Origin of the sequence: Flavilitoribacter nigricans DSM 23189 = NBRC 102662, from assembly GCF_002646595.1 — a bacterium.
In the GTDB taxonomy this organism is placed as follows: domain Bacteria; phylum Bacteroidota; class Bacteroidia; order Chitinophagales; family Saprospiraceae; genus Flavilitoribacter; species Flavilitoribacter nigricans.
Window position 1 is genome coordinate 1 of record NZ_PDUD01000130.1, and the last position, 805, is coordinate 805.

At 38.3% G+C, this 805-nt stretch carries 1 protein-coding gene; it reads right to left on the bottom strand.

Annotation, left to right across the window (positions count from 1 at the left end; genetic code table 11):
* Positions 1 to 191 precede the first annotated feature (191 nt).
* A complete protein-coding gene (locus CRP01_RS41725; protein ID WP_099156031.1) occupies positions 192 to 569 on the bottom strand; it encodes a GxxExxY protein in 378 nt (125 codons plus the stop codon).
* Positions 570 to 805: the final 236 nt, after the last annotated feature.

The following is an 805-nucleotide window of genomic DNA, read 5'->3' on the forward strand; positions in this document are numbered from 1 at the left end:
GCGGCAACATCCAATTATTGAATTGGTGTTTAGGCGCAAATAACTCGTGTCCCAGTGCGGTAGCAAACTAACATTATTTTCAATGAACTTTTTGACTCGTTACAAACATACGAGGCGCGAAGACGCAAAGTTTTTGTGACATCGACTTCGCCGATGTCACAAATCTATGCACTCATGAATTTTATATGAAATTAGTAATTATGAACGATCCTTTTAATACCATTTTTTATCAATGGAACATTGAAATTGATTAAGAAACCCAGATGGAATCCTGAAAGTTTTAGATAGGAGATCAGTTGAGCCTGATGGATGGGAAGTAAAATTTCAACGGATTTGAGCTCTAAAACGATATTCTGCTCCACGAGGATATCAAGTCTGAAATTTAAATCGAGCGGCTTCCCTTTGTATCGGACTGGTAGGTAAACTTCGCTTTCTACCTCAAGTCTTCTTTCTCTGAGTTCTTCAATTAGACAGGCCTGATAAACCGATTCTAATAGTCCGGGGCCAATAAAACGATGGACATGGTAAGCAGCATCAACTATCTGCTTAGCAGTAATTTCATTTTTCATAATCGTAGCGCGTTTTTAGTAAAATCTTATCTTCAAGTTATGAAAAATGAGCACAGAAGCAAAATTAGTTTCTCAAGAAATGGCATAGGCGAAATTGCCGTCAGGCAATTATCCTTTGCGTCTTGGCGCCTCGTATGTTTGTAACGAGTCAAAAAGTTCATTGAAAATAATGTTAGTTTGCTACCGCACTGGGACACGAGTTATTTGCGCCTAAACACCAATTCAATAATTGGATG

Bases quoted from the DNA above. Each gene is read 5' to 3' on its own strand.
- CRP01_RS41725 (WP_099156031.1), bottom strand. From the start codon at position 569: ATGAAAAATGAAATTACTGCTAAGCAGATAGTTGATGCTGCTTACCAT.